At 70.9% G+C, this 16,306-nt stretch carries 12 protein-coding genes; 4 read left to right on the top strand and 8 right to left on the bottom strand.

Annotated elements, in window-relative coordinates:
* Positions 1-25: 25 nt before the first annotated feature.
* The 8 genes from HWX08_RS19945 to HWX08_RS19910 all read right to left on the bottom strand — a co-directional run bounded on the left by HWX08_RS19945 (position 26) and on the right by HWX08_RS19910 (position 12,154).
* Positions 26-820 (bottom strand): 2,3-dihydro-2,3-dihydroxybenzoate dehydrogenase, encoded by a 795-nt coding sequence (locus tag HWX08_RS19945; RefSeq protein ID WP_208454956.1) that lies wholly within the window; start codon positions 818-820, stop codon positions 26-28.
* Positions 817-4,731 carry a non-ribosomal peptide synthetase gene (locus tag HWX08_RS19940; protein ID WP_174921953.1) on the bottom strand — a complete coding sequence of 1,305 codons (3,915 nt, stop codon included), beginning with the start codon at positions 4,729-4,731 and terminating at the stop codon, positions 817-819. Before HWX08_RS19940 ends, HWX08_RS19945 begins: the two co-directional genes overlap by 4 nt.
* A gap of 44 nt (positions 4,732-4,775) precedes the next feature.
* Complete coding sequence (locus HWX08_RS19935; RefSeq protein WP_047901238.1) at positions 4,776-5,102, bottom strand: DUF2218 domain-containing protein; 327 nt, start codon at positions 5,100-5,102, stop codon at positions 4,776-4,778.
* Positions 5,099-5,974 (bottom strand): isochorismatase, encoded by an 876-nt coding sequence (locus HWX08_RS19930; RefSeq protein ID WP_157126746.1) that lies wholly within the window; start codon positions 5,972-5,974, stop codon positions 5,099-5,101. Before HWX08_RS19930 ends, HWX08_RS19935 begins: the two co-directional genes overlap by 4 nt.
* 48 nt (positions 5,975-6,022) lie before the next feature.
* Positions 6,023-7,639, bottom strand: coding sequence for a (2,3-dihydroxybenzoyl)adenylate synthase (locus HWX08_RS19925; protein WP_174921954.1), 1,617 nt, complete (start codon positions 7,637-7,639; stop codon positions 6,023-6,025).
* Entirely contained in the window at positions 7,636-8,820 is a 1,185-nt protein-coding gene (locus tag HWX08_RS19920) for an isochorismate synthase (protein WP_174921955.1), read from the bottom strand. The genes HWX08_RS19925 and HWX08_RS19920 overlap by 4 nt, the downstream gene beginning before the upstream one ends.
* Positions 8,821-8,869: 49 nt before the next feature.
* Positions 8,870-11,065 (bottom strand): TonB-dependent receptor domain-containing protein, encoded by a 2,196-nt coding sequence (locus tag HWX08_RS19915; RefSeq protein WP_174921956.1) that lies wholly within the window; start codon positions 11,063-11,065, stop codon positions 8,870-8,872.
* 117 nt (positions 11,066-11,182) lie between these two features.
* A complete protein-coding gene (locus HWX08_RS19910; RefSeq protein WP_069256776.1) occupies positions 11,183-12,154 on the bottom strand; it encodes a helix-turn-helix transcriptional regulator in 972 nt (323 codons plus the stop codon).
* A 161-nt stretch (positions 12,155-12,315) separates the two neighbouring features.
* Here HWX08_RS19910 and HWX08_RS19905 point away from each other — a divergent pair, with 161 nt between their 5' ends.
* Genes HWX08_RS19905 through HWX08_RS19890 form a run of 4 tightly spaced genes read left to right on the top strand, consistent with a single transcriptional unit; the run spans position 12,316 to position 16,243 of the window.
* Positions 12,316-13,437 carry an ABC transporter substrate-binding protein gene (locus tag HWX08_RS19905; protein WP_174921976.1) on the top strand — a complete coding sequence of 374 codons (1,122 nt, stop codon included), beginning with the start codon at positions 12,316-12,318 and terminating at the stop codon, positions 13,435-13,437.
* Between the two features lie 22 nt (positions 13,438-13,459).
* Positions 13,460-14,380, top strand: a complete 921-nt coding sequence (locus tag HWX08_RS19900; protein ID WP_244122743.1) for an alpha/beta hydrolase — start codon at positions 13,460-13,462, stop codon at positions 14,378-14,380.
* Positions 14,377-15,441: a FecCD family ABC transporter permease gene (locus HWX08_RS19895; RefSeq protein WP_174921958.1), complete on the top strand. Its 1,065-nt coding sequence runs from the start codon at positions 14,377-14,379 to the stop codon at positions 15,439-15,441. The genes HWX08_RS19900 and HWX08_RS19895 overlap by 4 nt, the downstream gene beginning before the upstream one ends.
* Positions 15,434-16,243 carry an ABC transporter ATP-binding protein gene (locus tag HWX08_RS19890; RefSeq protein WP_069256780.1) on the top strand — a complete coding sequence of 270 codons (810 nt, stop codon included), beginning with the start codon at positions 15,434-15,436 and terminating at the stop codon, positions 16,241-16,243. Before HWX08_RS19895 ends, HWX08_RS19890 begins: the two co-directional genes overlap by 8 nt.
* Positions 16,244-16,306: the final 63 nt, after the last annotated feature.

Below are 16,306 nucleotides of genomic sequence, written 5' to 3'. Positions count from 1 at the left end.
CCGGAGACGGAATTCAGACGGGCCGTCACACGCCGAGCGTCGCGCCGCCGTCGACACACAGCGTGTGCAGCGTCACGTGGCGCGCGGCGTCGGACAGCAGGAACAGCACGGTGCCGGCGACGTCGTCCGGCGCGGCGATGCGCCCGAGCGGAATGCCCGTGCGATAGGTTTCGAGCGACCCCGCGATGACGCCTGCCGGGCCTTCCGGGCCGCGCCACAGTTGGCGCTGCATCGGCGTGTCGGTCGAACCCGGCGCGACGATGTTGCAGCGAATGCCGTGACCGGCCAGCTCCAGGCCGAGGCACCGCGTGAACTGATGCGCGGCGGCCTTCGACGCGGCGTAGGCGGCCATCTGCGTGCGCGGCACGAGCGCCGCATTCGACCCGACGGTCACGATGCTGCCCGTGCGCCGCTCGATCATGCGCTGTGCGACCGCGCGCGACAGGTGGAACACGCCGTGCGTGTTCACCGCGAAGCAATGCGCCCAGTCGTCGTCGGTCAGCGACGTCGCGGCCGCGAGCCGCAGCACGCCGGCGACGTTCGCGAGCATGCCGATCGGGCCGACCGTCGCCTCCACGTGCTCGATTGCCGCGCGCACGGCGCGCGCGTCGGTCACGTCGACCGCGAACGGATGGACGCGGCCCGGCGCCGGCGGGCGATCCTCGTTCGCCCGCGCCAGCGCGTCGCCGTCGGCGTCGAACGCGGCGACGTCGACCCCGCGCGCGGCGAGCGCGCGAACCACGGCGGCGCCGATCCCGCGCGCCGCGCCGGTCACGACGGCCACCCCCGCCGGAAATGTCATCTCGGTTTCCCTGCTCATCGATTCACGTTCCTCGTAACGGTTTCCATGTCGGCCCATGCGGCGAGCCGTTCGGTCAGCGCGGCGCCGATCGCCGCCATCGGTTCGGGATCGGACATCCCGTCGTGCGAGCAGTCGAGCGCCACGCAGGTCGGCAACGCCGCCGGCCGGTGCGCGGCCCAGCTGTCGGGCCCCGGCGTGCCGGGCCGCTTGCGGGTTGCGTTGAACAGCAGCAGTTCGCCGCCGTAACGCGGGGTCGGCGCGGCGCGGAACTGGCGCATCTGCCGCAGCGTCGCGTCGACCAGCGCGTCGAGCCCCGCGCCGCCGAGCGCTGCGAACGGGCTGTTCGCGCGCAACAGGCGCTGCCGCAGCAATGCGTCGGACAACGCCGCCGTGTCGAAATCGCCGTTCACCGTCAGCAGAATCCGCAGCGCGTCGCCCGCCTCCGGCTGCGGCTGTGCCATCCACGCGGACGACGGATAACTGTCCATCAGCGCGAGCACGCCCACCGGCGCGCCGACGCGTTCGAGGGCCGCCGCGACCGCGTACGCGAGCGCGCCGCCCAGCGACCAGCCGAGCAGGTGGTACGGACCGTCCGGCTGCAGTGCCCGCACGCGCCGCACATAGGTGTCGACGAGCGCGTCGAAATCGGCCGCGCCGTTCGTGTCGCCGACTGACAGTTGCAGCCCGTCGACCGTCGTGTCGGGCAGGTACGCGGCAAGCCGCAGATAGCTCCACGCGAGGCCGTCGGCCGGATGAATGCAGATGAGCCGCTGCGCAGCGCCTCCCGCCGTCTGGATCGCAAGATGCGGGGCGAACGCGTCGCGCTCCACGCGCGGCCGGTACGGCAGCGGCGTGCGCAGTGCAGCCGCCAGCGCCGCGACCGTCGCATGGCGGAACAGCATCGATACCGGCACGTCGCGGCCGAGCGCGGTCGCCAGCCGCGCGCTCACCTGGATCGCCTGCAACGACTTGCCGCCGATGTCGAAGAAATTCGAATCCGGCGTCAGCGCGACGCCGCCGAGCACGCTGCGCCACGCGTGCATCACCTGCCGTTCGAGCGCGTCGGCGCGCGGATCGTCGTCCACGCCGATGCGGGCCGCCATCGCGCGCTGCCGCAACGCGTTGCGATCGGTCTTGCCGTTGACGTTGCGCGGCAGCCGTTCGAGCACGTGCCACGCGTCGGGAATCGCCGCGGCCGGTAGCGCGTCGGCGAGCCGCGCACGCAGCGCGGCCGTTTCGTCCACCCCGACGACGAACGCCGCGAGCGTCGTCACGTCGGCGTCGCCGCGCAACGCGACGACCGCCGCCTCGCGCACGTCCGGCGTGCGCAGCAGCCAGTCCTCGATCTCGCGCGGATCGATGCGCACACCGCTGACCTTCACCTCGTGGTCGATCCGGCCGTCGAACACCAGCCGGCCGTCGCGCACGGAGGCGAGATCGCCGGTCCGGTACGCGCGCGTACCGCTCCCCGGCAGCGTGACGAAGCGCTCGGACGTCAGCGCCGCATTGCCCGGGTAGCCGAGCGCCAGCGCGTCGCCGCACAGCACCAGCTCGCCCGTGCGGCCCTCGGCCACCGGATACAGGCGCTCGTCGACCACCTGCGCGTCGACGCCCGCGCGTGGCGTGCCGATCGGCACCGGCTCGCCGTCGCGCCAGACCGCGCCGGGACCGCTCACGCAGGCGGCCGTCGCGATGATCGTCGCTTCGGTCGGCCCGTAGGTGTTCAGCAGCGCCAGATGCGGCAGGTGCGCGTGCCAGCGCCGGATTCGCTCCGGCAACGCGGCCTCGCCGCCGATGATCGTCAGACGCACGCCGGCAAGGCGCTGCGCATGGCGCGCGTCCAGGGCATGGGCGAGCACGTGCCAGTAGGCGGTCGGCAGGTCGAGCACCGTGATGCGGCGGCGCTCGACCTCGGCCGTGAACGCGTCGATCGAGTCGAGCATCGCGTCGTCGCGCAGCACGAGCGTCGCGCCGTTGCAGAGCGTCGCGAAGATCTCCTCGAAGCTCGCATCGAAATGCAGCGGCGCGAACTGCAGCACCCGGTCGCTCGGACCGATGCGATACAGGTCGCGCGTGCTCGCGACGAAATGCGCGAGCGCGCCGCGCCCGACCAGCACGCCGTTCGGCCGGCCGGTCGATCCCGACGTATACAGGAGGTACGCGGGCTGTGCCGCGTCAGGCGCCGCGCACGCCACGTCGCGCGGCGACGACACGCGCGCCGCAGCCAGATCGAGCACCGGCCGCCCACCCGCACATTCGCGATACACGTCGCGCGTGATCACCAGCGCGGGCGCCGCATCCGCCAGCATCGCCGCGACGCGCTGCGGCGGTCCGTCCGGATCGATCGGCACGATCGTCGCGCCGACCTTCAGCACGGCCAGCATCGCCGCGATCACGTCGGGCGCGCGCGGCGCGGCGATCGCGACGCGTGCATCGCGCGCCACACCCCTTCGCTCGAGTTCCGACGCAAGCGCATGGGCGTCGGCGAGCAACGTGCGGTAGTCGATGCGGTGGCCGCCGGCCTCGATAGCCGGGTGCGCCGGTGCGTCGCGCGCGATGCGTTCGATCCGCGCGAGCACGTCGTCGTACGGCCCGGCGAGCGGCGTGCCGCGCACGATCGACGGCGCGGGCATCCCATCGAGCAGTGCACTTACCGGTTCGTCCGGCGCCTGTTCGGCAAATGCGTCGAGCCACGCGGCAAGGTCGCGCGCATGCGCGGCGAGCACCGCTTCGTCGTACGCGTTCGGGTTGGCTTCCAGCGTCAGATGCCACGCGCCGCCGCGCACGGCGAGCGTCACGTTCAGATCCTTCACCGGACCGCCGCTCACCGCGCGGGTGTCGCTCGCGAGCCCATGGAATGCGACCTTCCGTTCGAACGGCATCACGTTGACGGCCTGGTTGAACAGGAACGCGTTGCGCTCCAGCAGCCCGAGATCGCCGCGAATCCAGCCGTACCGGTAATACAGGTGCGGCCGGATCGCGCGCAGGCGCTCCGCGCATTCGCGTGCAAGCTCACGCGGCGAGCGCCCGGCGTCGACATGCACGCGCAGCGGCACGATGTTCATCGCCATGCACGGCACGCCGAGCGCCGGCGTGCCGAGTCGGTTCATCACCGGCAGCCCGAGCGTCAGGTCGCACTGGCCGCCCTGCTTCGCGAGCCAGATGCCGACCGCGCACAGCAGCCACGCATTCCAGTCGACGTCGACCCGCTCGGCGGCGGCGCGCAGCGCGCGCACGCGTTCGGCGTCGAACACGCGCGTCGCGCGCCACGCGTCGGGGGCGATGTCCTGTTTCCGCGCGAGGACGAGCGGCGCGGGCACGTCGCGCAGATGCGCGCGCCAGAACGCGCGATCGGCATCGAAGCCGCCGTCGGCGCGATAACGCGCCTCGGCCTCAACGACGCGATCGATCCGCCAGTCAGGCAGCTCCGGCAGCGGCCCGCCGCCGACGCGCGCGTTGTAGCGAGTCGCCGCGGCCTGCTGCAGCAGCCCGTAGCCGAAGCCGTCGAGCGCGATGTGATGGACCTGCAGATACCACCAGTGCCGGGTTGGCGACAGCCGCAGCAGCGCGGTGCGGTACAGCGGATCGGCGGTCACGTCGCAGCAGATCGACAGCGACGCCTTCATCCACGCATGCGCCGCCTGCACGGGATCGGCTTGCGCCGACAGATCGACGAGTGGCAGCCGCGTGCGTGGCGTCCGGCGCGCCTGCCACAGCGCATCGTCCTGCCACGCGAACCGCATGTGCAGCGCGTCGGCGTGATCGAGCACGGCCTCGACACTGTCGGTCAGCGCGGCGACGTCGAGCGCGCCGTCGAGCTCGACGGTCTCGGCCGTCAGATAGCCCGGATCGTCGGAGTCGACCTGTTGCGCGACCCAGATTCCGTATTGCGCGGAAGTCGCGCGGATCGGCAAGGATTCGTTTGTCATGAGCGGGGTTGCCCCGAAGTTCGTTGAGCCGGAGGCGGGCCGCGTCACGCGCCCCGCTCCCATGCGACCACCAGCGCCCGGTTACGCGACATCAGCCCCAGGTGCTCGTCCATCACGTACTGGATCTGCTCGAGCTGCTCCGACGAATCGGCTTCGCAGCGAAGCTGCAGCACGTCGTCGGTACGCAGCATCCGGCAGACGCCGTACGGGAAATCGACGGTCGCGCGATGTTCGTCGAACACGACGGGCACCTTGATCGCGTAGTGCTTGCACAGCTTGAACAGCACGCGGTCGGCCTGCGGCACCGACACCTCCGCCGTGCTGACGAACGACGCCGGACGGGCATCGGGCATCGCCGGACGCGCCGTCATGCGCTCACCCGCGCCGCGCGCTGCAGCACTCGCGTCCATGCGCCGAGCGTCGGCTGCTCGGCGAGCTGGACGAACGTGACGTCGTAGCCTTGCGCGCGCCACTGTTCGACGAGCGTCATCATCCGGATCGAATCGAGCCCGCAATCGACCAGGTTGTCGTGCTCGCGCAGGTCGGCGGTCGGCATCCGCAGGCTGCGGGCGACCTGCGCCGCGATCGCGGCGAGCATCGGTGCCGTATCGTCCACCGGTGCGACGCCGACGAGCGCGTCCGTGGTCACTGCCATTCCGCAACGTCCAGCCACGTAGTCGAGCGCCATGCGGTGCTCGCGCTCGGAGAAATCCGCGAGCGCGTCAGCGACGAAAAACGGCTGCACGTCGCGCATGAACGCGTCGCAGGCGGTCATCAGACAGCCGATGTGCGCGTAGATCCCGCAGATCGCGAGCTGGTCGCGCCCCTGCTCGCGCAGGTGCGTCTCGAGCGGCGAACGCCGGAACGCGCTGTACCGCCACTTGTCGAGCACCGTGTCGCCGGGCGCCGGCGCGAGCGCGTCGCAGATCGCCGCGCGCGACGGCTGCGCGGTGAGACCCGGCCCCCACATGTCGGTCAGGAGCGCCCGATCGGCCGCCGCCTGAGTTGCCGGCTGCGCGGTGAAGTAGACCGGCATCCCGGCGGCATGCGCGAAATCGATCAGGCGACGCACGTGCGCGACGAGCGTCGGCACCGGCGCGGCCGCACGGTCGTAGAAGTCGAGGAAGTAGTCTTGCATGTCGTGCACGAGCAGCGCCGCGCGGCGCGGGTCGAAGCGCCAGTTCACGCGGTTCGCCGGCAGCTCGGCCGGCATCGGATAGGAAGCGATTTTCGGAATGGCCATGTTGGATTGCTTGGGAAAGGAAAAAACGACGGGGCGTCGCCGCACTCGTCACGCAGCGGCGGCGAGCCGATCCGCGATGTGCTGCCGAAGCGCGCGCTTGTCGATCTTGCCGACGGGCGTTTTCGGGAATGCGTCGACGAATTCGATCCGGTCGGGCACCTTGTACGCGGCCACGCCCTGGCCACGCACGAAGCGCACGAGGTCTGCCGCGGTCGGCGCGGGCGTGCCTCGAATCACGTACGCGCAACTGCGTTCGCCGAGATACGGGTCGGGCATCGCGACCAGCGCCGCGTCGACGACACCCGGATGCGCGAGCAGCAGGTGTTCGATTTCCTCGGCCGGGATCTTCTCGCCGCCGCGGTTGATCTGGTCCTTCGCGCGCCCCTCGACGACGAGCTGGCCGCCCGCCGTCAGGCGGACGCGATCGCCGGTGCGATAGAAGCCGTCCGCCGTGAACGCGCGTGCGTTGTGCGTGGCCGCGTCGTAGTAGCCGCGGATCGTGTACGGGCCGCGCGTCAGCAGATGGCCGACCGCGCCGGGTTCGACCGGGCGGTCGTCGTCGTCGACGATGCGGATCTCGTCGTCCGGCGAGATCGGGCGCCCTTGCGTGGCGATCACCACGTCGCGCGGATCGTCGAGCCGCGTGTAGTTGACGAGCCCTTCGGCCATCCCGAACACCTGCTGCAATTGCGTGCCGAAGCCGTCGGCCGCGCGCGCCGCAAGCGCCGGATCGAAGCGCGCGCCGCCGACCTGGACGAGTTCGAGGCTCGCCAGCGCGCCGCGCCGCTGCCCGGCCGCGGCCAGCCATACGGGCACGAGCGGCGGCACCAGTGCCGCCACCATCACGCGCTCGCGCTCGATCAGCGGGAACGCAGTGTCGGGGCTCGCGCCGTCGCTCAGCACGACGGTGCCGCCGGCATCGAACACACCGAGCGAGCCCGGCGAACTCAGCGCATAGTTGTGCGCGGCCGGCAGCGCCGCGAGATAGACGCTGCGTTCGGTCAGCCCGCAAATGCGTGCGCTCTCGCGCACGCTGTACAGGTAGTCGTCGTGCGTGCGCGGAATCAGCTTCGGCGTACCCGTGCTGCCGCCCGACAGTTGCAGGAACGCGATCTCGTGCGCGCCGGGCCCCGGCGGCAGCGCGACGTCGGGCGTCGCATCCGGCAGCGCCACGCGCGCGTTGCCGGGCGCCGTGAACAGCACGTGGCGCAACGTCGGCGCATCGGCGCGGATCTCGGTCGCGAGCGCCCGGTAGTCAAACCCGTCGTGCTGTTCCGCCGCGACATAGGCGACCGCGCCCGCGTGCCGGCAGAAGTAGCCGATCTCGCGCCGGCGATGCGCGGGCAGCGCGAACACCGGCAGCGCGCCGATCCGGAACAGCGCGAACGTCACCGCGAAAAAGGCGACGCAGTTCGGCAATTGCACGACGACGCGGTCGCCCGGCACGATCCCGCACGCGGTCAGCGCGCGGGCCGTGCGTTCGGCTTCCGCCGCGAACGTCCGGTACGACCAGCGCAGGTCGCCCTGTACGAGCGCGATACGTTCGCCGTGCCGCGCGACGCGTTCGTCGAACCACTGCGCGAACGACTGGCCGAGCCAGTACCCCTTCTGCCGATACGCGGCGGCGAACGCGTCCGGCCACGGCGTGCGGTTCGCGGGCGTCATGCGGCCTCCCGCGCGGCGCCCGATGCGGCATCGCGATCGATACCGAGCGCATCCAGCATCGTCCGGAACTTGGCCGCGGTTTCCGCGCGTTCGCCTTCGGGCGTCGATTCACCGACCACGCCCGCGCCCGCATAGAGCCGCAGCGTGCGGTCGAACGCTTCGGCGCAGCGAATCGTGACGACCCACTCGCCGTCGCCATGCGCATCGACCCAGCCGAGCATCCCCGCGTAGAAGCCGCGATCGAACGGCTCGGCATCGCGAATGCAGTCGCGCGCCGCCGCGCGCGGCGCGCCGCAGACGGCGGGCGTCGGATGCAGCGCGAGTGCGAGCGTCAACGCATCCGCGTCGGTTTCGCCGCACACCTCGGTCGACAGATGCCACATCGTTTCCGTATGGACCAGCGACGGGCGCGCCGGCACGTCGAGCCGCCTGCACAGCGGCGCGAGGCTGCCGCGCACGGCGTCGACGACGACCCGGTGCTCGTCGAGATCCTTCGCCGACGCCAGCAGCGCCTGCGCTCGGCGCCGGTCCTCGACCGGGTCGCGGCTGCGCGGCGCGGAACCCGCCAGCGGATTCGCGCGCACGACGCCGCCGAAGCGGTTCACGAGCAGCTCCGGGCTCGCGCCCAGCAGCGTGCGGCCCGCGCCGAGATCCACGGAGAACGTATAGCCGTGCGGATTGCACGACGCGAGTCGCGCGACGAGCGCCGCAACGTCGACCGGCACCTCGCCGGTCGCCTCCAGCGTGCGCGCCAGCACGACCTTGTCGAGCTCGCCCGCGCGAATCCTGGCAACCGCCAGCGCGACCGCGTCCGCATACGCATCCGCGGACGGCACCTCGCGCGTCGCATAGCGCGTGCCGGCCGGCCCGGCTGCCCGCTGCGCGCCGAGCGGTCGCGCGCGCAGCATCGTGCGCGCAACCCGCAGCGCGGTCGGCGCGCCGACGTCGAACGGCACCGCGCCGACCACCGTCGCGCCCATGTGGCCGTCGGCCCGCGCGCGACGCAACGCATCGTTCACGCGCGCCGCGAGCGACGCGTCCGCATGCGGGATCGCCTCCGCGACATCGCAGGCCAGCACCGTATGCGCCGGCGTTGCGAGAAACAACGGGGTATCCGCGCGATACACATCCCACACGTTATGGGGTACTAATAGTTCGTCGGGTCGGGAAATTGCATTCATGACATTGCCTCCAGATTGAATGAGCCGGCGCGGCGCGCCGGCCATGCCGTCACATTTCGGCGGTCAGACTCACCGCGATGCGGCGCCCCTGGTCGACGAGCCAGTTGCCGCTCAGCCCGGTCGTGCGCGTGCGATCGTCGATCGGCACCATCTTGTTGGTCAGGTTGAGCACCGCGAAATTGACGGAGAAACGCTTGTCGATCCGGTAGCGCCCGCCGAGATCGAAGGTCGTCGCCGACGGCCGCTCGCGCACGCCCTGCGCGCCGTTGCGGAACGCGGCCCAGTATTCGCTGCCGCTGTAGTTCGCCGCCGCGTAGAGGTCGAGCCTGGCGGTCGGCGTCCAGTCGACCTGCACGTTGAATTTGTGCTTCGGCGTCTTGTCGAGCGGATAACCGTCGAGCGAACTGCCGTTGAACGCCTTCTCGCCGCTGCCCTCGCGGCGCGATTCGGTCAGCGTGTAGGCGCCCGACACCTTCAGCGTGCGCGACAGGCGCGTGCCCGCGCCGATCTCGAGCCCGTACAGCTTGACCCGGTCGATGTTGTCGTACACATAGATGTTGCGGCCCGGCGAACGCGGATCGGCCTTGCCCGTGTCGTAGCTCGCCACCTTGTTCTTGAACAGGTTGTTGAACAGCGTCAGGCCCGCGTACGTGTCGCCCAGGTCGTAGCGCACGCCGAGCTCCTCGGTCAGGCTCGTCTCCGGCTTGAGATCCGGATTGCCGCACAACGTGCCGGGCATCGCGCCCGCTGCGCCGCCCGACGTCATGCAGTAGCCGGCCGTGCTCTGACGCAGCGACGGCGGACGGAAACCGGTCGATACGCCGCCGCGCACCGTCCACGCCTTGCTGAGCTGGTAGACGCCGTAGATGCGCGGGCTCACGTGGCTGCCGTAACGATCGTCGTGATCGAGTCGCACGCCGGTCGTCAGCGTGAAGCGGTCGTTGAAGAAGTAGTCGTTCTCGCCGAACAGCGCCCACGCGTTGCGCGTGACGCGATCCGCATTGGCGCCATGCCCTTTGGGCACCGCGTCCTGCACGCTGACGCCCGACAGCCTCGACCAGATGTGCTGGCCACCCACGGTCAGGATGTTGCGCTCGCCCCACCACGGCACGGCGGCCTTGGCCTCGAGAATCGTGTCGGTCAGCGCGGGCTTCACCGGCGAACGCCCGGCCGGCGTCCACTGGTCCTGCACGCCGCGCTCGCCGTACAGCGACACCGTCGTGTCGGCGAAGCCCCAGCGGCCGTCGTGCGTGATGCCCCAGTAATCGCGGACATGACGCGTCTCCGTGAGCGCGGTGGCCGCCGTGCGCGGCGTGAGCGGCGCGGCGCTCTTGCCCGGCGTGCTGAGATAGGTGAGCTGCTCGCGCCCGAGGTTCACGCTCACGTCCTGGTTGCTCGCGGGTTTCGCGGACAACTTCACGTCGAAGCTGCCGATCCGCTGCCCGTTCGCGCCGCCCGTCCCGCTGTTCGGGTAGTAGATGTTGTCTTCGCCGCGATGCAGGAGACGCCCCGACGCCTGCAGCCCGAGCACGTCGGATTTCAGCGGGCCGCCGAGCCAGAAGTCGACGCTCTGCGTGTCGCCCTGGTTCGATTCGAGCTGCCACACACTGCCGGCCGTGATCGTGCCGCCCCAACGCTTCGGCACCTTGCGCGTGATCACGTTGATCACGCCGCCCATCGCGTCGGCGCCGTACAGCGACGACATCGGCCCGCGCACCACCTCGATCCGCTCGATCGCGGACAGCGGCGGCATCAGGTTCGACTGCACGCCGGCCGTGCCGCGATTCATCGTTTCGCGCGTGTTCTGGCGACGCCCGTCGACGAGGATCAGCGTGTACTCGCCCGGCATCCCGCGAATCGAGATGTCCTGGTCGTTCGGCGATGCACCGACGACGCTCACGCCCTCGACGTTGGCGACGATCTCGGCGACCGACGTATACGGCTTCGCCTCGATGTCTTCCCGGCTGATCACCGAAATGCTCGCGGGCGCGTCGCGGATCGCCTGCTCGCGGCGGCTCGCCGTGACGACGACCTCCTTCAGCATGGCCGGATCGGCGGCGGCCTCCGGCGGCGCTGATCCGGCCGGCTTGGCCGGGTCGTCCGGTTTGGCGGCGGCGGATCGGGCGGCGACGGCAGGTTCCGCCGCCGGGTCAGGCGTCTGCGCCCACGCGCACGACGCACCCATCAGATACAGGCCGGCAACGACGACCGGCTTCAATGCAAGGCTTGCAGCTTGATTCGGCATGGTGGCGCTTTCGATGTTTCAAAATGTGATTGATTCTCATTTGCATTATGAAACATGTAATCAACCGAAATCTTTGCGTAAGCATCGAAGTCGTTTGAGCGCCGTCGCCGGCCGTCGTCAGCGCCGGTCGCTGCGCCGCGCGAGCGTCGGCGTGACGCCGAAGCGGCGCTTGTAGGCCGTCGCGAAGTTCGCGGCGCTCGTGTAGCCGGCCAGCGCCGCGGCCTGCTTCACGCTCACGGCGTCGCGCTCGAGCGCGAGCCGCGCGCGCTGCAGATGATGTTCGCGGACGAAGTCGAACACGGTCGTACCGTAGGCCGCGCGGAACTGGCGCTGCATCGCGTTCGCGCTCATCCCGGCGTGCCGCGCGATGTCGTCGAGCGACAGTTCCTGCGCCGCGTCGCTCGCGAGGAACGCGCGCAGCTCAGCCATCCGGCGATAGTCGCGCGACCCGAGCGACGCGTCCGACGCCTGCGCCGCGTCGCTCTCGAGCGGCGTGAACGCCTCGGCGAGCAGTTCGAGCACGCGGCTTTCCAGATAGATCGCCTGCAGCATCGGCTGATAGGCCGGCGGCCGCACGATCTGCTCGGCGAGCGCCGTCGCGCGCGGCGTCGGCTGCCAGAAGCGGATCGCGAGATGCGCGGACAGCATCGCGCCGAGCTGTTCGGGCAGGACGCCGCGGCTGGCCTCCTGCAGATGACCGAGCCATTCGCCCGACATCGCGAGGCTCAGCCGCCGCGCGTAACCGCCCTTGCTGAGCCGCCTGCGGAACGTGTCCGGCTCGACCGCGTTGAGCAGGAACGACTGCATCCGCACCGCGGGCCGCGCGGCTTCGCGGCCGGCACGGCCGGTCCGCCGCCCGTCCGTCGTCAGCACCACGCGCCGGTCGCCGTACGACACGTCGAGCGCACCCTCGAGCAGCAGCACGAGATGCAGGCCCGGCGAACACTGCCCCGACATCACGGCGTCGAATTCGTCCGTTGCATCGTCCGAATGGATGCGCAGCCCGGGCCGCACCTCGCGGATCCGCGCGACGTGCGCATCGTGTCGATAGCGATCGGAATGGGAAGCGGCTGGCGTCAGCGCTGTCATGTCGTCATACCCCCGCGCGCAGGCCTCTTGCGCCCGCGCAAACTATTTTGGTGTTCGATCAAACAACCGACGCCCCAGTCGCGGCATCGGCTCGGCTACAATTAAATGAGAATTGTTCTCATTTATATCGTATCGGGAGTCACGTGAGAAAGACAAGTGGAATATGGGTCATGCTGGGCGTATGGCTGTGCGGCTGGTTCGCGATGCAGGCCGCGCAGGCGGACACCACGACCGTCACCGACCTGGCCGGCCGGCAGGTTCGGATTCCCGCGCGCGTCGAGCGCGTGCTGCTCGGCGAGGGCCGCCTGCTGCCGGCGCTGGCGGTGGTCGACGGCGGCGATCCGACGCGCCGCCTCGTGGGCATGATGGGTGATTTCGAGCAACTCGATCCCGCGAGCTACGCGCAATGGCTCACGCGTTTCCCGCGCCTGAAGGACGTGCCGCGCATCGGACGCTCGCAGTCCGGCAGCTTCAGCGACGAGCGCGCGCTCGCGCTGCGCCCGCAGGTCGCGATCTTCGGGCTCGGCGGCGGCCACGGCCCCGGCGAGCGCGATCGCGAAACGCTCGCGCGGCTCGAGGCGGCCGGCGTCGCGATCGTGTTCGTCGACTTCCGGCACGACCCGCTCGCCAACACGCCGCGCAGCATCGCGCTGCTCGGCCAGGTGCTCGGCGCGCCGCAGCGCGCGACGGAATTCAATGCGTACTGGCAGCAGCAGCTCAACCTCGTCCGCACGCGGCTCGCGACCGCGCGCCCCGCCGCGCCGAGCGTGTTCCTCGAAAGCCGTGTCGGCCTGTCGGGCGACTGCTGCGACACGATGACCGGCATGATGGGCCACCTGCTCGACGCCGCCGGTGGCAACAACGTCGCGAAGGGCCGTGTGCCCGGCGAGCACGGCACGCTGAACCCCGAATACCTGCTGAGCCGCCAGCCCGATTTCTACATCGGCACCGCGATCGGCTCGCTCCAGACGCTGCAAAGCGCGCCGCAACGCCTCGCGCTCGGCGCCGGCGTGCCGCGCGACGCCGCCGTCCGCTCGCTCGACCGTTCGCTGAAGCGACCGCAGATCGCGCCGCTGCGCGCGGTCCGCGAGCGGCGCGCGTATGCGATCTGGCATCACTTCTACAATTCGCCGTTCAACGTCGTCGCCGTGCAGGCGATGGCCAAGTGGCTGCATCCGGCGCTGTTCGCCGATCTCGATCCGCGCGCCACGTTCGACACGATGGTGCGACGCTTCCAGCCCGTTGCGCTGCAAGGCGAATACTGGGTGCAGGAAGGGTCCTGACATGCGGATGCCCGCCTCCTCCATGCGCCGCTCCCTGCTCGTCGCCGGCTTGGCCGGCCCGCTCGGCGGCCGGCTCGCGCCCGCGTGTGCCGCCGATGCGCGTGCGTGGCCCGGCCTCGACGCCGCGCCGCCGGTCTTCGTGCCGAACAGCCGCCAGTTCGATGTGACGATCGCCGGCCGCACGCGGCGTCTGTTCGTCGCGTTGCCGGCCGAGCGTTCTGGCTCGGCGCCCCATCCGGTGCTCACCGTGCTCGACGGTAACGCGCTGTTCCCGCTCGCGGCGCAACTCACCCGCAATCGCCGCGCGCGGCCGGACGGCACGCGCGACGCCGAGGCAGTCGTGATAGGCATCGGCTATCCGGTCGACGGGCCCTACGACATGGCCGCGCGCGCGGATGACTACACGCTCGCGCCGTTGCCGAACGGGCGCGGCGTCGTCGCGGACCGCTTTCTCGACTTCATCGAGCACGACGTGCAACCGTGGCTCGCCCGCCAGTTGCCGGTCGACTCCGAGCGGCAGACGCTGTTCGGCCACTCGTACGGCGGGCTGCTGACGCTGTACGCGATGCTCACGCGCGCGCACCTGTTTCGGCGCTACGTGGCCGCAAGCCCGTCGATCTGGTGGGGCGAGCGCATGCTGCTGCCTTATGCCGACCGGTTCGCCGCGCAAGCCGCGCCGCTCGCACCACCGCTGCGCGTCCTCGTGACCGCAGGCTGCCTCGAGGAAGATGCACCGAACCCCGACGCCGAACGGATGCGCCGCCAGCAGGCGCGCAAGCAGGTCAGTTCCGCCCGCGACTTCGTCGCGCGGGTGGGCGGCCGCTCGGGGCTCGACGCCGCGTTCCGGCTGATCGACGGCGAAGATCATGGCGGCGTCGTGCTGCCGAGCCTCGCGCTTGCATCACGCGTGGTTTTCGAGCCCGCATCCGGAGCGGCCACATGAGCACGACGACACCCGTTTCATCTCCGTCGCTGCGACTTCGCTACCGCGCGGTCGCCGCACGACGTGTCGGTGCGCTCGTCGTGCTCGCAGGCGTGCTCGTCGCGCTGCTCGTCGTCGACGTCTCGACCGGCCCGTCGCCGTTCCCGGTCGCCGACCTGCTCGGCGGCCTGTTCCGGCCCGGCGGGCTGCCGCTCGAACAGCGCGTGATCCTGTGGGACGTGCGCCTGCCGTATGCGCTGATGGCCGTGCTCGTCGGCGCGTCGCTCGGGTTCGCCGGCGCCGAAATGCAGACCGTGCTGAACAACCCGCTCGCGAGCCCGTTCACGCTCGGCATGTCGGCCGCCGCGAGCGTCGGCGCATCGCTCGTCGTGATTTCCGGCTGGCATCTGGTGCTGTGGAACGAGAACGTCGCGCTGTCGCTCGGCGCGTTCGCGTGCGCGAGCGCCGCGACGCTGCTGATCGTCTGGCTCGCGTGGCGCCACGGCGCGACGACCGAGACCGTCGTGCTGTTCGGCATTGGCCTGATGTTCAGCTTCGAGGCCCTGCTGTGGCTGCTGCAATTCATCGCCGACGCGAATGCGTTGCAGCAGATCGTGTTCTGGAGCATGGGCAGCCTGGCGCGCGCGACATGGGGCAAGATCGTGCTGCTGACCTGCGTATTCGCCACCTGCACGCTGTGGGCGAGTGTCGACGTCGCGTCGTTGACGGCGCTGCGCGCCGGCGACGAGCAGGCGCGCAGCATGGGCATCGCGGTCGAACGGCTGCGACTCGTCGCGCTCGCGCGCATCAGCCTGCTGTCCGCGACGGCACTGTCGTTCGTCGGTACGATCGGTTTCGTCGGCCTCGTCGGGCCGCACGTCGCGCGGCTGCTGGTCGGCGACGAGCATCGCTACTACCTGCCGGGCGCGGCGCTCGCCGGCGCGATCATGCTGGCCGGCGCGTCCGTGCTCAGCAAGACGCTGATCCCCGGCGTGACGCTGCCGATCGGCATCATCACCGCGCTGGTCGGCGTGCCGCTGTTCATGCTGCTCGTCAGCCGGCGCAGGAGGCTCGATGGCTGAGCCGATGCTGCAACTCGACGCGCTGTGCGTCCGCTACGGCGCCCGGGTCGTGCTCGACGAGCTGTCGCTCGCGCCAGTCGAGCCGGGCACGACGATCGGGCTGCTCGGGCCGAACGGCGTCGGCAAGTCGACGCTGCTGCGCGCGCTGGCGCGGCTCGCGTCCGCGACCGGTCGCGCGGCATTCGGCAGCTTCGACCTGCTGTCCGGGTCGCGCCGCGAGCACACGCGGCAGGTCGGCTATCTGCCGCAGACCTTGCCGCAACCGTCGTCGCTGCTCGTCTATGAAGCCGTGCGCAGCGCGTTGCGCGCCACCTGCGGCGGCCTGTCCGACGCGACGCACGACCGGTGTTTGCAACAGGTGTTCACGCGGCTGCGGCTGCACCCGCTGGCGATGTCGCCGCTCGACCGGTTGTCGGGCGGCCAGCGGCAGATGGTCGGGCTCGCGCAGGTGCTCGTGCGCGACACGCCGCTGCTGCTGCTCGACGAACCGACCAGCGCGCTCGACCTGCGCTGGCAATTGCTCGCGCTGGAGGCGGTCGGCGACGCGGCCCGCCGGCGCGGCGCGATCGTGCTGGTCGCGATGCACGACCTGAATCTCGCATCGCGTTTCTGCGACCGGCTCGTGCTGCTGAGCGCCGACGGACTCGTCGCGGACGGCGCACCGGCCGACGTGCTGACGCCGCCGAACCTGCGGCGCGCGTACCGGGTCGATGCAAGGGTCGAGCGCACGGCGTCGGGCGATTACGTCGCGCTGGCGGAGCGGGCGATTCCGGACGAGCCAGCGCTTGCTTGCGACGCCTGAGCGATTCAACGCTTGAGCACGGGCGGTGTCGGCCGGCCGCGTTGGGTCCGCACGCTTCCGCTC

Source organism: Burkholderia metallica (genome assembly GCF_902832845.1).
Taxonomy (GTDB): Bacteria; Pseudomonadota; Gammaproteobacteria; order Burkholderiales; family Burkholderiaceae; genus Burkholderia; species Burkholderia metallica.
The sequence above is the reverse complement of the archived record's forward strand: the minus strand, read 5'-3'. Positions and strand labels throughout refer to the sequence as shown.